Origin of the sequence: Hymenobacter saemangeumensis (assembly GCF_039541835.1) — a bacterium.
GTDB classification, from domain to species: Bacteria; Bacteroidota; Bacteroidia; order Cytophagales; family Hymenobacteraceae; genus Hymenobacter; species Hymenobacter saemangeumensis.
The window spans coordinates 388,092-404,233 of record NZ_BAABGZ010000013.1 but is presented as its reverse complement, the minus strand read 5'-3'; the positions used below and the strand labels follow the sequence as shown (position 1 = coordinate 404,233).

Sequence of the window (16,142 nt, the reverse complement as noted above, 5' to 3'; positions counted from 1 at the left end):
GGCAGGCCTAGCCTAGCATTTTACTACCCTCCTTTGGGCAGGCTCAAGCTCAAATTGGTGATAAAAAGGCAGTAAACCCCTGACTTCGGACTCTCTACCCCATGCAGTGCCTCGGTTTAGATACTGGCCATCTGCTTGGGATAATGAAAAAAAAGCTTTAACTTTCAGCCCCCTGAAGTACACCCACCCTCCTGTCATCCTTCTTGTGAATGCCCCTCCATTCAATCCATCCTCCACCCCGCACGGTGGCTGCGCAGCCGTGTGCCCAACCACCCTCAATTTGCTTTTACAACCCTAACCCTCACCACATGCACAAACTCTTACTCGCGCGGCATACTCCCCCGCCGCCCATTCCCTCTTCCGGCAAGGCCGTCCGCTGGCTGCGGGCCCTGCCGGTCCTGGCCTTTCTCCTGTTATTAGGGCAAGGACGCGCCTGGGCTCAGGTAACCACCTACTCTTTCTCACAGAGCAGTGGCACCTACACGGCCATCATGGGTACCTCACTGAATGGTAGCACCTTCACGGCTGATGACGTCAACTATACGCTGGCGGCCGGCACCATTCCCTTCACCTTTACCTTCAACGGAACGGGCTACACGGGCCTGACGGTGAACACCAACGGGTACATCACCTTTGGTGCCAATCCCCCCGCTACTAATCTTTACACCCCCATCAGCGCCACCACTGGCTACGCGGGCGCTATCTCCGCATTGGGCTTCGACCAGCAGGGCTTGGCTACCGGGCAGATGACCTACGCCACCGTAGGCACCGCTCCGAACCGGGCCTTTGTTATACAGTGGGCCGACTGGCGCTCGTGGAACTCTACAGGCGAAAACTACAACTACCAGATTCGTCTGAATGAGAACAACACGATTGACATCGTGTATGGGGCCTTCACGGTGGGTGCCACCGCCCGGACGCCGCAAGTAGGCCTGCGCGGCGCTACCAACGCCGACTACAACAACCGCACTTCGACTACGAGCTGGGCCAGCACCACGGCCGGTGGCTCCAATGCTGCCACGGTAACTCTTTCGTCGACGGTATTCCCCGCCTCGGGCCTGACGTACACCTACGCCCAGACTCCCCAGAGCTACGCTTCCAACGCCATTGCCCGCATCAACACCGGCGTGGGGGTAGCGGCTGGCTCCACCAACCAGGCCATTCTGCGCCTCGCCGTTAACACCACGGGAGCGGGCTCTCCGCAGCTGGCGCTGACCGCGCTAACGGCCAATACCAACAACACCACGAACCCGGCCAACATCAGCAACGCTCGTCTGTACTACACCGGCACCTCGGCGTCGTTCTCCACGGCTACGCTGCTTGCAACTGTAGCCAATCCCAGCGGTCAGTACAGCTTTACCGGCTTCACCCAGACGCTGACCTCGGCTTCCACGCACTACTTCTTTATCGCCTACGACATTGCCCCTGGCGCACCGGTGGGCAATGAAGTATCGGGCGACATTGTTTCGTTTGTACTGGGTGGCACTACCCAGCTGGCTGGCACTACAACACCCGCCGCCGGCACCCGCCCCATCGCGGGCTTGCTCGCTGGCAACTACACCATCAATAACGCCATTGCGACGGGCGGCACCAACTTCAACTCCTTCTCGGAGGCCATTACGGCGCTGAACACCGGTTCGCCCACCAGCGCCGTAACGTTTACGGTGGCCGACGGGCAGACTTTCACCGAGCTTCCCGGGGCAGCGCCCCAGAACACGGGCACGCGCACCGGTATGCCGCCGGCTATTCTGGTGACTGGCACGGCCGCAGCCCCCATTGTGTTCCAGCGCAGCAACACGGGTGCTTCGGCTCCCATGCTGCAGGTAACCGGCACGGCCGGCGCGCTCGACGCTGCCATCACGCTGGTGGGCAGCGACTACGTAACCTTCAACGGCATCAACATCTCACAGCCGGCCGGCAACACCTCGCTGGAATACGGCTTTGCCTTCTTCCGGGGCGCCAACAACGACGGCTGCCAGAACAACACCATCCGCAACAGCACCATCACCCTGGACCGGACGGCCAACGTCAACTCGGCGGGCGTATTCTCCTCGGCGGGCGGCATCGACCTGGGCGCTTCGCCCGCTACCACCGCCACGGTAGCCCTGACCTCGGCTACGGCGGCCAGCTCCAACAACCGCTTCTACAACCTGACCATTGCTAACGTTAACCAAGGTATTGTGCTGGCCGGCTTCTCGGCGGCCTTCCCTGACCTGGGCAACGACGTGGGCGGAGCAGGTGCCATGGCGGCTACCACCGGCAACAGCATCACCAACTTCGCCAGCAATGGCATCAACGCCAGCCTCCAGGATGGCGCCCGCTTCAACAATAACACCATCAACAACGCGGGTGGTGCTGCTGCTGCTGCCGCTTTAGCCGGCATCAACATCACCGCGGCCACTACTGGCAACGTAACAGCGCAGTTTAACACCATTACGCTGGCCCAGGCTTCCAGCAACGCTACCTACGGCATTTTCAACAGCAATGCCGGCGCAGCGGCTTCCAGCACGACCATTACCAACAACACGGTTAGCGTGACGGTGAACGTGGCCGGCACGGCTCTGAGCGGCGCCACCTCGGGCATCCACTCGACGGGCGCTAACGGCAGCATCAGCCTCTCCAACAACACGGTGAGCCTGACGGTAGCTGCCACCGGCGCGGTAAACTTTACCGGCGTTACCTACGGCGTGTTCAACAGCGGGGCCTCGGCTACTACGCTGGCCCTGAACAGCAACACGGTAAGCTACGCTACCAGCGCCAGCTCGACGGGCGGCGCGGCTCATACCCTGGGCGGGGTGTACAACACCGGCGCGGCTACCGGCGCGGCTACCATGAACGGCAACAGCTTTGCCTGGAGCCGCAGTGGTGCCGGCACCGGCCCGGCTACGGGCCTGCTGTATGCGCTCTACAACACCGGGATTCATACCGGCGGCATCACCATCAGCAACAACACCTGGGGTACCGCCACGCCAACTACCATTTCTACGGCCGGCAATACCTCCACCGGCTACTTTATCTTCAACAGCAACTCGACGCCCAACGTTACGGTTAGCAACAACACCGTACAGAACCTGGCCCGCCCGGGAACGGGTCCCTTTTACGGCTACTATAACTTCGGCTCGCCGGGCTCGGGCACGCAGACGCTGAGCAACAACACCGTGACGGGCATCGACATCTCGACCGGCTCGAACGGCGTGATTGGCGGCGGCACCGGCACGGGCGCTTTGTATGGCCTGTACACCAACACCAGCACCAACCAGACGCAGGTATTTACCGGTAACATGGTGAACAACCTTACCGCTGGAACCGGCCTCCTCTACGGCATCTTCGCCGCGTCAACCAGCGCTACCTCCACCATCAACAACAACACCATCAGCACCCTGCAAAACTTCGGGGGCACGAGTGTAATGGCCGGCATCTGGGCACCCAGCGGCGCCAGCCAGGTGCAGGGCAACAACGTGAACAACCTGTTCCAGTCGGGCACCGGTGCCACCTACGGCATCTCCACGGCGTCGGCCGGGGTGATTAGCGGCAACACCATCGACCAAATCAACAGCGGCGGCCTCACCGGCACCACGGGCGTATTTGGTCTGCAGGGCACCGGCGCAGCTACCAGCGTAACCGCCAACACCATCACCAACATCACCGGCATGGGCACGAGCCCGGTAACCGGCCTGGCGACGGCGGCCATCGGCAACGTATTCAGCAACGATGTGCGCCTGGTGTACTCGCTGTCGTTCACCAACGGCATGACCACCACGGCCGGCTCCGGCCCGGTATACGGCCTGTTCCTGAACGGCGGCACCGGCACCACCAACGTGTACAGCCACAGCGTCTACGACCTGATGGCCAACACCGGCACGGTGCACGGCATCTACGCCAACAACGGCGCCGGCAACACCCTCAACATTCGCCAGAACAAGGTGTACGGCCTGGGCCTGAGCGGCGCGACCGGCACCATCTACGGTCTGTTTGTGAACGGCGTATCGACAACGGCCGTAGTTAACGCCTTCAACAACCTCATTGGCCTGAATGGCCGCACCGTGACTGACATTGCCGGCACCGGCAGCAACAGCGCCTTCGCCACCGGCGGGGCCAGCGTGGTGAACGGCGTAGGCGTAGGAGGAGCTACGGCTTCTACGGCCAACATCTCCTTCAACACGGTATACCTCGCCAACAGCAGCAGCGCGACCAACTTTGGCAGCTCGGCCCTGTTTGTGACCACGGCTACGCCGATTGTAAACCTGCGCAGCAACATCTTCTACAACACCATGGCACCGGCGGGCACCGGCATCCGCATTGCCTACCGCCGCAGCGCTGCGCCCACCAACACCAACGCACCGGCAGCAACCAACAACGGCAACCTGTACTATGCCGCTACGCCGAGCGCCAGCAACCTGCTCTACGGCGAAGGCACTGCCACGGTAGCCAACGGCCAGCAGACCCTGGCGGCCATGCGCAGCTATTTCTCCGGCACTTCCGGCGGTGAGCAGACTTCCAAGTCCGACGTGGTGGTGTTCGTCAACACCTCGGATGGCAGCCTCGGCAACTACCTGCACATTGACACGACGGCTCCCACCCAGGTGGAAAGCGGCGGCGTGACAGTAGCCGGCATCACGACCGACTACGACAACGATACCCGCAACGCCTCGACGCCGGACATTGGGGCCGACGAAGGCAACTTCGTGCCCAAAGACGTAACGGCGCCCAACATTACCTATACGGTGCTGGGCAACACGGCTAATACGACTTCCCGCACGCTGGTGGTGAACATCACCGATGCCAGCAACGTGGCCAGCGGCCCCAACGCTCCCCGCCTGTACTTCCGCAAAGGCACCATGGGCGCCTTCCAGTTTGTCAACGCCTCGTCGTTTACCTCCACCTCGACGCCGGCCGACAACAACGGCAACTACACCTTCACCTTCAACTACGCCCTCGTGGGCGGCGTAACGGCCGGGGATGTGGTGCAGTACTACGTAGCTGCTCAGGACAACGTGACGCCCGTGGCTAACGGAGGCTCCAACCCCGCTGGCAGCGTGAGCATCAACCCGCCCGGCGCCGTGTTCACGGGCACGCCTAACTCCTTCACCATCCTGCCCACGCTGGCCGGCAACTACTACGTGGGCACTACGATGGGCCCGTACGGCACGCCTGCCTACGCCACGCTGACGGCTGCCGCCGCGGCCTATAACATGGCTGGCATGGGCGGTGCCGTAAACTTCATTCTGGTAGACGGCACCTACACGGGTGAAACCTACCCCATCACGTTCAATAACAACGGGGACGCCAGCTCTACCAATGTGCTGACCATTAAGCCTTATACCGGAATCACACCGGTATTTACCAACACGACGGCCTCTTCTTCCATCGTGCTGAACGGCTCCCGCTTCATCGTCCTGGACGGCTCAAACACGGCTGGCGGTACTACCCGCGACTGGACGCTGGCCATCACCAACACCGGCGCTACCTCGCCGATTGTGATGGTGCAGTCGGGCGCTATTGCGGCCGCCAACAACGTGGTGCGCCATATGAACCTCACCGGTCAGGCAGCCACTTCCACGCGTTGGGGCATCCGCATGCTGAACTCGGCCACCACCGGTGCCAGCAACAACAGCTTCATCAACAACGCCATCACCCGGGTGCAGGAAGGCATTGCCATCAACGGCAACTCCGACACGGTACGGGATACGGGCACGCTTATCAGCAACAACCAGGTAGGCTCTGCCACGGTTGCCTTCGGCGGTGCCACTGCCATTGGCATCTCGGCTACCAACCAGACGGGCATCACCATTACGGGCAACACCGTGCGCAATGCCAACGTGACGGTTGCGACGCTCATCGGCATCGACCTGAACAGCAACGTCGGCACCGCCACCGTACGCTTCAACACCGTGCGTGACCTGATTACCTCGGGTGGCTCTAGCTCAAGCTCGCCGCTGGCCGGCATTCGCCTCAACACCAACACCACCGGTGCCGTGGTAGATGCCAACACTGTCTTCAACATCAAGACGACGAGCACCGGCGGCTGGGGTGGCTACGGCATCTACGTAAACACCGCCACTGCCAGCACCAACAACCGGATTTCGAACAACGTCATCACCGACGTGAACGGCAGCAACTGGAGCAGCTTTACCGGCAGCTCCTCGGCCGGCATCTATCTGAACTCCACGCAGAGCGGCATCAGCATCGTGTTCAACACGGTGAACATGTTTGGTAACTCCTCATCATCCAGCTCGGCAACCATTACGGCAGCCCTGGCTGTGGAATCCGGCTCGACCGGCCTGACGGTAGTGAACAACATCCTGGCCAACGGCATTGTGCACTCGACTGCCGGCGCCCTGCCCTTCTCGCTGTACAGCAGCGCCCCGGCTTCGGCTTACACGCTGATTAACAAGAACGACTACTTCTCCTACGGCAGCCAGGCCCCGGCTTCGGGGGTGCAGGTACGCATTGGTGGCACCAACCACACCACGCTGACTGACGTGCGCGCCGCTACCGGCCAAGACGTCGGCTCGGTGAGCGTAGACCCCAGCTTCTCGCAGCCCAACTCGGCACCGTACGACCTGACGCCGTCGGCGCTGGCCCTCAACAACACGGCTCAGACCGGCACCGGCGTGACCACGGACTACAGCGGCGCCCCCCGCAGCGCTACCCCCGACTTTGGTGCTATTGAGTTTGCGCCCCTGCTGATTGACGTACGCCCGACGGTGCTGGTGAACCCCGCTACCACGGGCTGCTACAGCAGCACCCAGAGCATTACGGTACGCCTGAACAACAACGCCTTGGGTACGCACGACTTTACCGAGAACCCCACCACCATTACGGTGACGGTGACCTTGCCGAACATGACCACGCAGACGCTGACCACCACCGTAAGCAGCAATGCCGGCAACCCCGGCGGCACGCCGCTGGCCAGCACCGGCAGCGTGGACATCGTCCTGCCCGGCTCGTTCAACATGAGTGCTTCCGGCACGTACTCGTTTGCCATCGCGACGGAGACCCTGGACGACCAGAACACGAACAACGACAACCTGACCGTAACCCGTACGGTTGGTCCGCAGGCTACCTTGCCGCAGGCTGTCAACTTCACGGGCTATACCGGCACCGATGCTAACCTGAGCACCTTGTTCCCGGGCTGGCGCGAAGCTACTGGCCTGGTAACGCCGGTACTGGGCGAGTCGACTATAACGTCTCGCAACTATGCCAACGACGCGGCCAGCCCCAACGGCACCTCGGCATCGCTTAATATCTGGTCGAGCACCGTTAACCAGGGTCACTGGATTGTCAGCCCCCGCCTGACCGGCATCACGGCTACTTCCATCCTGACGTATGACGTAGCGCACACTGCCTTCTCGGGCACTGCGGCGGGCACGCTCGACAGCGATGACCTGGTGCAGGTGCGCATTTCGACCGACTGCGGCCAGACCTTCACGGCCCTGCGCACCTACAACGCCGCCAACCAGATTGCCGGCGCTGGCCAGACGGAAACGGTTAGCCTGAGCGCCTACGCCGGCCAGCAGATTATTCTGGGCTTCTTTATCTCGGAAGGTGCCACGGCTACGGACGACACCAACGTGTACTTCGACAACATCGACGTCCGGGTTCCCACGACGGTCGACCTGTCGGCTACCGGCCTGTTCGCTCCCGCCAGCACGGCTACCTGCTACGCCAACGCCGAAACGGTAACGGCCATTGTGACGAATGCCTCGAACACGACGGCCCTGAACTTCGCCACCACGCCCGCCACCGTAACCGTAACGGTAACGCTGCCGAACATGACCACGCAGACCCTCACCGCCACGGTGAACACGGGCACCCTGGCCCCCAGCGCCAGCCAGAACGTGGTACTGCCCGGCACGCTGAACATGTCGGCCCTGGGTACTTACTCCTTCGCTGTTTCGGCCACCGTAACCGGCGACCAGAACACGGCCAACGACCTGCTGACTCCCAGCCCCACCCGCACGGTGGTGGCCCCGACGGCCGGCGCTGTTTCGCCCACCACGCAGAACATCTGCAACAACACGTCGGCGACCCTCGCAGTAGATGGAACGGCCAACGGCACCATTCAGTGGCAGGTTTCCACAACCAGCGCTACTACGGGCTTCTCCGATGTAGCCGGCGCTAACAGCGCCAGCTTCACCACGGCGGCTCTGAGCCCTGGCACCTACTACTTCCGTGCCCAGGTACGCTGCGGTACGCGCACGGCTACTTCGACCAACGTCGGAACCGTGATTGTTGAGAACCCGACACTGGCCAGCGCCCCCACCACCAACCCCGCCAGCGGCACGGTGTGCGAAGGCAACACGGTAACCATCTCGGCTACCAAGCAGGCCTCCCAGACCGGCGTGCGCTTCTACAACGTGGCAACAGGCGGCACTCCCCTCACGGGCGTCACCAACGTGGGCAACACGTACAGCTACACCACGCCGATACTGATGGCGGGCAGCCCCACCTACTACGTAGCCGCCGTAAGCGGCAGCGCAGAAACTGTTGGCCGTAGCGCTCCTGCCGCGACTTCCAACATCTCAGCATCAAACTACGGCTTGGTATTCAACGCCCAGTCAGCATTCACGCTCACCTCTGTTGATATATATCCAGCAGCGGCAGCCGGCACGGTGACCATTCAGGTCCAGGATAACACGGGAACTTTGATTCCTGGCCTGAGCGGCACGTACAGCTACCCGGCCGGTGCAGGTACCACTCCTTACACCGTGAATCTTGGCTACAACGTTCCGGCTGGTACCGGCCTGCGACTGATTGCAACCACCAGTACTACTGCGCTGGTTCGTGAGTCGGCAATAGGTGGCTACCCTTACAATTCGCCCAGCGGCAATGTGAGCATAACCAGCGGCTATATCAGCGGCACTACCACTACGTACTACTACTTCTACAACTGGCAGATTGGTGCCCAGTGCGAAGGCACCCGCACGGCAGTACCGCTGACGGTAACGCCGGCACCGGCTTTCAGCATCAGCCCCTCCATGCCGCAAACGGTGTGCGCCGGCCAGAGCGTGAACGTAACCGGCACGTTTAACCCGGCCGACTACAACACGTTCACCTACACGGCCAACACTTCGGCCGCTGTAGCCGGCATCAGCCAGGCCAGCACCAGCTCGCCTACGGCTACCCTGACGCCCACTGCCACGACGACCTATACCGTTACGGCCAGCAACAGCATGTCGGGCCCGGGCGGCTGCCAGGCAATTCGGACGCTCACGATTAACGTGAACCCGGTGTCTGTTGTAACACTGACAGCTTCTCCAGCTACGACCTGCGTCAATAGCTCGACCCAACTGACTGCTGCCAATGCCGCCGATATTGCGGCCCTGAAGATTACAGAGTTTGCCGCCTTTGCTCAAGGAGGAACTGGCCAGACGCCTACATACCCAAGCTATGTTGGCTCCAGTGAAGACCTGCTTGAAATCAGCAATACAGCCGGCTATGCAATTAACGCAGGGGGTCTGGTGGTAGAAGCCTACCAGGGCACCGCTCTGGACCGGACCTTCACCATCCCGGCCGGCACCATGATTCCGGCTGCAAGCGTTATGGTTATTAAGTTGGGCACCGGTACCGACAGCCCAGCCGACCGCTACTTTAACACTGGCGGGGCCAATGATGCCTTCTTCTCGTCTACTGCCGCGGGCTTCGTGCTCAAGACCAGCACGGGCGCAGTAGTTGATGCCGTAGCGATGAACAGCTATACCTTCCCGGCAGCTTCAGGAGTTTCAGCCAGTGACTTCACCGGCAACATCCCTAGCTCCAGCGGTTTTGCCGGTATCATCCGGACCAACCCTGCGGACACCAACGCTGCCTCAGACTTCAGCGTGTCTAGTGCAACACTTACCCAATCCATCGGCACCTACAACGGTGGCTATACCTCGGGGAGTGCGGGCTTTACCTATAGCTACAGCTCGCCCAACGGCGGTACGTTCTCCAACGCCACGGCCCAGAACCCCACGTTCTCGGCTACCACGGCGGGCTCTTACCCAATTACGGTGACGACCACCAACTCCGCTACGGGCTGCCAGAGCACGGCTTCGTTTACCGTGACGGTGACGAACGTAACGACCTGGACCGGCGCCGCCAGCACCGGCAGCACCACTAACTGGTTTAACGCCGGCAACTGGACCAACTGCGTGCCCGATGCTAACATCAGCGCTATCATCCCGACCGGCCTGACCAACTACCCCAACCTGACCACCGGCATGGCAGTAGCCAACAACCTGACGGTGCAGGGCACGGGGGTGGTGAACATCTCGAACGCCGCCGCTACCCTGGACCTGAAAGGCAACCTGACCACGGCGGGCATGAGCTCGATTAACGCCACGGCCGGCACCATGACCTTCACGGGCACGGCTGCCCAGAGCATCGGCTCCGGCCAGTTCTTCAACGTGGTGCTCAATAGTGCTGCAACCGACCTGCTGGGTGGCGACATCCGCGTAGCCGGTAACTTCGATCTGACCAACGGCATGCTGAACAGCAACGGCTTTGAGCTGCGCATGAACAGCACCAGCGGCAGCTTCATCGGCACCAGCACCACGCACTATGTGGTAATCACCGGCGCCGGCCGCGTGCGCTTCGACAACGTAGGCAGCGGTGGCCGCGCCAGCGTAACCTTCCCCATTGGTACGACGACCTTCAACCCGGCTACGCTCACCAACACGGGCACGCTGGACTTCTTCACGGCCGGTGTTGCAACCGGCATCAGCCGCCAGGGCAACGCCGTTACCAACAACGTGGTGAACCGGACCTGGAGCATCAGCGAAGGGGTAGCCGGCGGCTCGGTATCGGCTCTGACTCTGCAGTGGAACACGGCCGACGAGATGACGGGCTTCAACCGCGGCAACGCCGCTGTGGTGCAGTACCTGAACAACGCCTGGAATGCTCAGTGCTACGTATGCTACGGCCCGGCCAGCGGCAGCAACCCCTTCACGCTCCTGCGCTCGGGCCTGACCAGCTTCGGCAACTTCGGCGTGCAGGATGCGACCATGCCGCTGCCCGTGGAGCTGAGCCGCTTCACCGCCCAGCGCGAAGGCAAGGATGCCCTGCTCGACTGGGCTACAGCTTCGGAGAAGAACAACCTGGGCTTCGACGTACAGGTGAGCACCGACGGCCGCAGCTTCCGCAGCCTGGGCTTTGTGGCCAGCGCTACGGCCAACAGCACCGCTCCGCGCAGCTACCGCTTCCTCGACACCGAGAAGAACAAAGCCGGCGTACGCTACTACCGCCTGCGCCAGGTGGATACGGATGGCACCGCTAGCTTCTCCATGGTGCGCACCGTGGCCTTCGACGGCAGCCTGAGCCTGGCCGCCGGCCTGACGGCTTCGCCCAACCCCTTCACGTCGGAGCTGACGCTGACGGTAACGGCCACCAAGGCCGATGCCGCTGCCCAGCTCACCGTGACGGACGCAGCCGGCCGTGTGGTGCTCGAGCGCAAGCTGAGCATCGAAGCTGGCACGAATGAAGTGTCGCTGCCAGGCCTCGACAACCTGCCCGACGGTATGTACCTGCTGCACCTGCCCCTCGACGGCCAGCTGCAGCACGTGAAAGTGGTGAAAAAGTAAGCTGACCCACTTCCAGCAAAAAAGCCCCCCGGTGTGAGCCGGGGGGCTTTTTTTGTGGCCAGGTGAAGCGTTGCCGTCTGCTGGGTGCTGGTTTGTTAATTCCGCACGCCTGCCTCCAGGCTTATGAGCCTCAAAGCCTTTGGCAAGGTCTTATGACCAGTCGCTACACCTCCTCGTCGGGCAGGATGTTGACGTCCTGCACCAGCACCAGCTTCTCAATCTCGCGGCCCCGGGGCGTGTTGGCCAGGCCGCCGAGGGCGGTTTCCTTGTAGCGGGTTTCCATGCTCTGCCCTACCTCGCCCAGGGCCGCCACGCACTGGTCGACGGGAATAACCGGGTCGACGCCCGCAATGGCAATCTGGGCCGAGCTGAAGGCAATGGCTGCCGCAGAGGCATTGCGCACCACGCAGGGCACTTCCACCAGCCCGGCCACGGGGTCGCACACCAGGCCCAGCATGCACTGTATGGTGATGGCCACGGCCGCAAACACCTGCTCGACGGAGCCCCCCAGGCAGTACACAATGGCCCCGCTGCCCATGGCCGCCGCCGAACCGGTCTCGGCCTGGCAGCCGCCCACAGCTCCGGCCAGGGAGGCGTTCTGCTCGATGATGAGAGCCACACCCGCCGCGACCAGCAGGCCTTCCAGAATGCTGCGGTCGTCGAGCTTGTGCAAGTCCTGAATGGTCACCAGCACGCCCGGCAGAATGCCCGAGGCGCCGGCCGTGGGGGCGGCCACTACCCGGCCCATGCAGGAGTTTACTTCTTTGGCTCCCAGCGCCCGGGTGATGAGCTGCTTGAACTCGGGCGAGAGCACGGTAACGGGGGAGGCGGCAATTTTCTTGGCCCCGTTGTTTATCATGCCCGAGCGGGACGTCATGTCGCCGGTCAGGCCCTCGTGCACGGCGTCGCGCATCACGTCGTAGGCCCGCTGCAGGCCGCTCCAGACTTGCGCTTCGCTGCGGCCTTTCTGCTCGATTTCGTAGGCCAGCACGGGCTGGTACAGGGGCTCGCCGGTGGCCGCGCAGTGGGCCTGCCAGGAGGCAAAATCCGTGAATAAAAGGGACATGGGGATGGGTGGGATTGAAGGAAGAAAGTAGGGTAACGAACGCCAGCCCGCGCAGGTGCCAGCCGGCGGTGGTTCTGTGGCTACGAAGTACGCGCCTAGCCAACAAAAAAGCCGACGCCCATGCGGACGTCGGCTTTGCCTATTAACAAAGGGGCTTAGGAAGCAAACATAGTCAGGAGGCGGTGTAACTTTCTGTTATGCAACCGGCTAACCGCTATTATCACCGCGCAAAAATTTCGGAGGCCAAATTCCGCTATTTGCTGCGCTTGTTTGCGTTGGATTTGACGGCCTCGGACACGGCCCGCCTGACGGGCCTGAGCGTGCGTGCAGTCAACGATTTGTACCTGCGCTTGCGCCGGCGCCTGCAGGCCTGGTGCCCGGTGCCGGCTGGACTCGACGGGGCCGTGGAACTCGACGAGAGCTACTTCGGCCCCCGGCGCGTGCGTGGCAAACGCGGCCGGGGCGCCAGTGGCAAAACCATCGTCTTCGGCCTGTTCAAACGGGGCGGACGGGTGTACACGGAAATTGTCCCGGACTGCTCGAAAAAGACGTTGCAAGCCATTATTCGCGGCAAAATAGACGCAGCAGCCATGGTCAACACCGATGGCTGGCGCGGCTACGACGGGCTGGTCGACGTCGGCTTTGACCGCCACTTCCGCGTCCACCACGGCCAGGACGAGTTTGTCCACGGCGCCTCGCACATCAACGGCATCGAGTCCTTCTGGAGCTTTGCCAAAGCCCGCCTGCAGCAATTCAATGGCGTGCCTAAACACACGTTTCTGCTGCACCTGAAAGAAACCGAATTCCGCTTTAATCATCGCCAAGAGGACCTCTACAAATTGCTCCTTAAATTACTCCGACAACTGCCCCTTTGAGCCTGTTTGCTTCCTAAGCCCCTAACAAAATGGCGTTACTCCACTACCAGACGCAGGGTCTGGCTGCGAACACCGGCGCTCAGGCGCAGCAGGTACACGCCGGCTGCCGGGGCAGTGCCGCCCCCCGTTGGTGAACGACTCGCGGAGGATGCGCGCCGGCATGTTGCCCGCATTAAAGCGGGAATTGGTGGTGCGAGAGGTGTGTATCCAGACTCCGGTCCGGCACACCTGCTCCAGCACCGTCACCTGCTGAAAAACGGTTGCTGCCGCTGGTCGGAAAGCCCTAGCCACCACTAAGGGCAGGCCGTCAAGCCGGCTACGGTCGAGAAGCTGGGCCGAAGCCGCGGCACAAGTCAGGGCCGCAGCCAGGGACAGAAGTAAGCGGTGTTTCATAAAATGAAAACTCCAGCCGATGTAGTTCGGCTGGAGCTCAAAATCAAGCAACTATAAAGCGTGAAAATGTATTCCGCGCGGCTTACACCGCCTCCCCCTCCCCCACCAGCTTAATGCTGGCCGAGTTGATACACAGCCGCAGTCCGCTGGGCGGGGGGCCGTCGGGAAAGACGTGGCCCTGGTGCGCGTCGCACACGTTGCAGAGCACTTCCACGCGGGTCATGCCGTAGCTGGTGTCTTTCTTGTAGCGGATGGCGCTTTCGTCCACCGGCTGGGTGAAGCTGGGCCAGCCGGTGCCGCTCTCAAACTTGGTGCGCGAGTCATAGAGCGGTGTTCCGCAGCACACGCAGGCGTAGAGGCCCGCCTCGTGGGCTTCGCAGTACTCGCCGGTAAAGGCCCGCTCGGTGCCGTGTTCGCGCGTAACATGGTACTGCTGGGGCGTGAGCTGGGCCCGCCACTCGGCTTCGGTTTTCTCCACGCGGCGGGGCGGGGCGGGGCTGCCATGGTTGGCCAGGCGAATAACGTCGTTCCAGGTTTGCATATGATGAGGTGATGAGGTGATGAGGTGATGAGGTGATGAGGTGTAAACGCTGCTGTAGGCTATGGGTTTGCACTGCCCGGCATTTTACGACGAAGCGGTTATCCGCCGTCCGCCCGTTCTTTGTACCCTCAAAAAATACCCTACGCTGTTCTTCATTCTTTTTCCCGCTATGAAAATCCTTACCGCTGCCCAAATCCGCCAGCTCGACTACGCCACCGTTTCCGAGCAGGGCCTGTCCTCGGTCGAGCTCATGGAGCGGGCGGCCACGGCCTTCACCAAATGGCTGCGCCGCCGCTGGAGCACCAGCCAGGTGCCAGAAGTGCTGGTGCTGGCCGGCCCCGGCAACAACGGCGGCGACGGCCTGGCCATTGCCCGTCTGCTGTACCAGGACGGCTACCCTGTGCGGGTAGGCCTGCTGCCCGCCGCCAGCTACTCGGCCGACTACCTGCACAACCGCGCCCACCTGCCGAAAGGCGTACCCGTGCATGAGATTGGGGCCACTCCCCTGGAGCTAAAGCCCAATGGGCTGGTCGTTGATGCCTTGTTCGGCACCGGCCTCTCGCGCCCGCTGGCCGAGGAGGCGGCCGCCGTGGTGGCCCAGCTCAACGAGGCCCGGGCCCGGGTGGTGGCGGTAGACCTGCCCTCGGGCCTGCTGGCCGACTCCCCGCAGCCGGCCGACAGCCCCATTGTGCAGGCCAGCTACACCGTTAGCTTTGGCTTGCCCAAGCTGGCCTTTTTCCTGCCCCAGCATGCGGCCTTCGTGGGCGAGTGGCACGTGGAGGACATCGGCTTGAGCGCAGCATTTATTGCCGACGCGGAAGCGTCCTGGTTTTTCACCGATGCCTCTGCCGCGCAGGGCCTGCTGCCGGCCCGCCCCCCGTATGCCCATAAAGGCACCTTTGGCCATGCCCTGCTGCTGGCGGGCAGCCGGGGTAAAATCGGGGCTGCCCTGCTAGCTACCCAGGCCTGCCTGCGGACCGGCGTGGGCCTGCTCACGGTGCGGGTACCCGGCTGCGGCTACGAGATTCTGCAAACTGCGGCCCCCGAGGCCATGTGCCTGGCCGATGCCCACCCCGACTACCTGAGCGAGCTGCCGGACCTGTCGCCTTACCAGGCCGTGGGCATGGGCCCGGGGCTGGGCCAGCAGCCGGCCAGCCGCGGCGTACTGCAGCAGCTGCTGGAAGAGGCTGCCAATACCAGTGGTCAGCCCCTGCCCCTGGTGCTCGACGCCGATGCCCTTAACCTGCTGGGGCAGCACCGTGAGCTGCTGGCCCAGCTGCCGCCCGATACGGTGCTTACCCCTCACCCCAAGGAGTTTGAGCGCCTCACCGAGCGCGCCCGCGACGACTACCACCGCCTTGAGCTGCTGCAGGCCTTCGCCCGGGAGCACCGCTGCTACGTGGTGCTGAAGGGTGCTTACAGCTGCCTGGCTACCCCCCAGGGCGAGCTGCACTTCAACTGCACCGGCAACCCCGGCATGGCCACCGGCGGCAGCGGCGACGTGCTCACCGGCCTGCTCACCGCCCTGCGCGCCGATGTCCGCCTCACGGCGTTTGCCGCTGTGCAGCTGGGTGTGTATGCCCACGGCCGCGCCGGCGACCTGGCAGCCCAGGAAAGCGGCGAGCCCGGCCTCATTGCCAGCGACATCATCCGCTACATCGGCCCGGCTCTCCGGGAGCTGACGGCCGCCCGCGAGTTTTAGC

The 16,142-nt window shown here is 62.7% G+C and carries 6 protein-coding genes; 3 read left to right on the top strand and 3 right to left on the bottom strand.

The window, feature by feature from the left end; genetic code table 11:
• Positions 1-308: 308 nt before the first annotated feature.
• Positions 309-11,564, top strand: coding sequence for an Ig-like domain-containing protein (locus ABD919_RS05990; RefSeq protein ID WP_345234713.1), 11,256 nt, complete (start codon positions 309-311; stop codon positions 11,562-11,564).
• 163 nt (positions 11,565-11,727) lie between these two features.
• Here ABD919_RS05990 and sdaAA read toward each other — a convergent pair whose 3' ends face one another.
• Positions 11,728-12,630, bottom strand: a complete 903-nt coding sequence (sdaAA, locus tag ABD919_RS05985; protein WP_345234711.1) for an L-serine ammonia-lyase, iron-sulfur-dependent, subunit alpha — start codon at positions 12,628-12,630, stop codon at positions 11,728-11,730.
• Positions 12,631-12,827: 197 nt separating this feature from the next.
• Here sdaAA and ABD919_RS05980 point away from each other — a divergent pair, with 197 nt between their 5' ends.
• On the top strand, positions 12,828-13,505 hold the full coding sequence (locus ABD919_RS05980; RefSeq protein WP_345234709.1) for an IS1595 family transposase: 678 nt from the start codon (positions 12,828-12,830) through the stop codon (positions 13,503-13,505).
• A 35-nt stretch (positions 13,506-13,540) separates the two neighbouring features.
• Here ABD919_RS05980 and ABD919_RS05975 read toward each other — a convergent pair whose 3' ends face one another.
• Positions 13,541-13,678 carry a hypothetical protein gene (locus tag ABD919_RS05975; RefSeq protein ID WP_345234707.1) on the bottom strand — a complete coding sequence of 46 codons (138 nt, stop codon included), beginning with the start codon at positions 13,676-13,678 and terminating at the stop codon, positions 13,541-13,543.
• A gap of 302 nt (positions 13,679-13,980) precedes the next feature.
• Positions 13,981-14,439 carry a peptide-methionine (R)-S-oxide reductase MsrB gene (gene msrB, locus ABD919_RS05970; RefSeq protein ID WP_345234705.1) on the bottom strand — a complete coding sequence of 153 codons (459 nt, stop codon included), beginning with the start codon at positions 14,437-14,439 and terminating at the stop codon, positions 13,981-13,983.
• Positions 14,440-14,608: 169 nt separating this feature from the next.
• Between msrB and ABD919_RS05965 the strand changes: the two genes are divergently transcribed.
• Positions 14,609-16,141, top strand: coding sequence for an NAD(P)H-hydrate dehydratase (locus ABD919_RS05965; RefSeq protein WP_345234703.1), 1,533 nt, complete (start codon positions 14,609-14,611; stop codon positions 16,139-16,141).
• Position 16,142 lies beyond the last annotated feature (1 nt).